General features: G+C 71.0%; 2 protein-coding genes. One reads left to right on the top strand and one right to left on the bottom strand.

Features of this window, described 5'->3' with window-relative positions:
* Positions 1–170: 170 nt before the first annotated feature.
* Positions 171–503 (bottom strand): hypothetical protein, encoded by a 333-nt coding sequence (locus tag AB0C59_RS34765; protein ID WP_363011858.1) that lies wholly within the window; start codon positions 501–503, stop codon positions 171–173.
* Positions 504–1,028: 525 nt separating this feature from the next.
* On the opposite strand from AB0C59_RS34765, the gene AB0C59_RS34760 reads away from it, so the two are divergent.
* Complete coding sequence (locus AB0C59_RS34760) at positions 1,029–2,279, top strand: acyltransferase (RefSeq protein WP_363011856.1); 1,251 nt, start codon at positions 1,029–1,031, stop codon at positions 2,277–2,279.
* The last annotated feature ends 74 nt before the right edge of the window (positions 2,280–2,353 follow it).

The raw sequence follows: 2,353 nt of genomic DNA, 5'->3' as shown, positions 1-2,353 counted from the left end.
ACGGCTGACGGACGCGCGGGCCGGTGCGGTGGCCGCGGACGGTGCGCAGGAAGCGGACGGTGCGGGGGAAGCGGACGCGAGGGAGCCGGCTGCCGCCGCGTGGGCGGCGGGTGGCGGTGGAGCGGTGCGGGCCCCGAGAGTTCCCTCGACCGCCCTGCCGCCGGAACCGACTAGCGGTCCCAGTAGTGACCGTGGTGGTAGCCGTGCCAGCCGTGGCGCATCGCCAGCAGGCGGAGCAGCTCGGCCATGCGCTCACGGTCGTACCGGTGCTGCCAGCGGTAGTAACGGCCCCGGTCCCAGTATCCGAAGCGGTCGTAGTCGCCGTCGCGGTGGTGACCCCTGAAGCTGGGGAAGCCCTGCGAGTGACCGAAGCGGTCGCCGTAGCCGTCGCCGCGGTGGTGGTGGCCGCCGTCGGCGAGGGCCGGCATGGCCGCGGACCCCACCAGCGCCGCGGACGCCACACCGGTGGCGATCATGCGGAGCGCGTTACGAGAAACAGACATGAAGCTGTCCCCTCACGTTCGTTCGTGCGCACCGACCCTGAGGCCGGGACGCTGTCCGAGATCTCGGCTCGGTGCCGAGGACCCAAACTCTGACGCCCGGCGGCGGCGCGAGACCGGCAGACTGATTTGCGTTACAAAACGCCGACATATCCGTAACACTCCCCTGCACAGGCCATCGATCCGAGCGAAACCAGGACACACTCACCTGGAACACCGAAAACCGTGGCATCACCTGCACAAACGTTTCTGACGACGCGTCATTTCGGGTGCGCGGCGCCGGGGCGCGTTCCCCCGATCGGCCCCACGGTCTGTGTAACAACTCACATGCGTCCGTTCGGGTGAGGCATGGCCTGCGGAAACAGTCCCTCGGTCGGCCGTACCGGTGTCGTTCGAGCCCCGGACAGCGTGCCGTCGACTCGCGCGCCGAGTGCGGTGTGATGTTTGCTACGGGACTGGAATGAAAGGCGATGAACGGGCAACGTTCCCCGTCATGCCCCGTACTAACGCACCCAGGCAGGTGACCGGATGACGACGGCGACCAGCGCGCCCCGGACGCCACCCGCGACCGTCGGCACCATCGGCGCCACCGCCACACTCCCCCCCGGTACGAGAGTGCCTTCGCTGCCGTCCCTCACGGGACTGCGCTGGGTGGCCGCACTGCTGGTCTTCGGACTGCACGTGCGCAACTTCGGCTATTTCGGGGGTGACGGGAACCGCTTCGCCACCTGGGCCTTCGGGGCGGGCGCGACGGGCGTCTCGTTCTTCTTCGTGCTGTCGGGCTTCGTGCTCATGTGGTCGATGAGCCCGAGGGACCACGTGCTGACCTTCTGGCGGCGGCGCTTCGCCCGCATCTTCCCGGTCCACCTGGTCACCGCGGCGATCGCGCTGGTCATGGCGTTCACCCTGGCCCACCAGGCCAAGCCGACGCCGAAGCAGGCGATGGCCAACGTGCTGCTGGTGCATTCCTGGTGGCGCCCGTGGTGGCAGACCCTGGACCCGGTCAGCTGGTCCCTCGCCTGCGAGGCGTTCTTCTACGCCGCCTTCCCGCTGCTGGCGCTGGTGCTGCGCCGCCTGAACACCCGGGCCCTGGCCGTGCTGGTCGGGGCGTCCATCGTGGCGGTCATGGTGCTGGCCTGGGCCGACGCGCACCACTGGTTCAGCGAGACGGTGAACTCCTTCCCCGCCGCGCGCCTGCCCGAGTTCCTTCTCGGCGCCGCCGCCGCGCGGCTGGTGCTGCTCGGCCGGTGGCGCGGTCCCGGCACGGAGGCCTCCCTCGCCCTGGCGATCATCGGCTACTTCCTCGTCCCGCAGTTCACCGCGGGGTATCCGGGCACGCCGTGCACGCTCATCGGCTTCGCCCTGCTCATTCCGGCGGCGGCCGTGGCGGACCTGAACGGACTGCCCTCGCTCTGGCGCCACCGGCGGCTCGTCCGCCTCGGGGAACTCTCGTTCGCCTTCTACATGGTCCATCTGCTGGTGCTGCGGGCCGGCGTCAGCGTGCTCGGCGACTCCCCGCACTACGGCACGCCGACGGGCATGGCCGTCACCGCCGTGATGTTCGGTGTGTCACTGGGGCTGTCCTGGGTCCTCTACGAGGCCGTGGAACGTCCGGCCCGGCTCCTCCTGCTGGGCAAGCGGGGAGCCGCGCGGTCGCGGACGGCGCAGCCGAAGGCGCTGTCGGAGTCCCCGGTGGCCCGGTCCGGTCCTCGCGCCCCCTCGGCTGCCGCGGCTCCCGCCTCCGCCGAACGTGACACGTCGTCGCCGGGGAGCGACTGACCCGCAGCAGAAGACGGCCGTGCGGGCGCCCCACGTGGGGCCGGTGCCCCGGGAAGTCCGGCCAGCAGGGCGCG

The organism is Streptomyces sp. NPDC048664, assembly GCF_040650555.1.
In the GTDB taxonomy this organism is placed as follows: Bacteria; Actinomycetota; Actinomycetes; order Streptomycetales; family Streptomycetaceae; genus Streptomyces.
The sequence above is the reverse complement of the archived record's forward strand: the minus strand, read 5'-3'. Positions and strand labels throughout refer to the sequence as shown.

Excerpts from the sequence above, each read along its gene's own strand:
- AB0C59_RS34765 (WP_363011858.1), bottom strand. The coding sequence starts at position 503 with ATGTCTGTTTCTCGTAACGCGCTCCGCATGATCGCCACCGGTGTGGCG.
- AB0C59_RS34760 (WP_363011856.1), top strand. The coding sequence starts at position 1,029 with ATGACGACGGCGACCAGCGCGCCCCGGACGCCACCCGCGACCGTCGGC.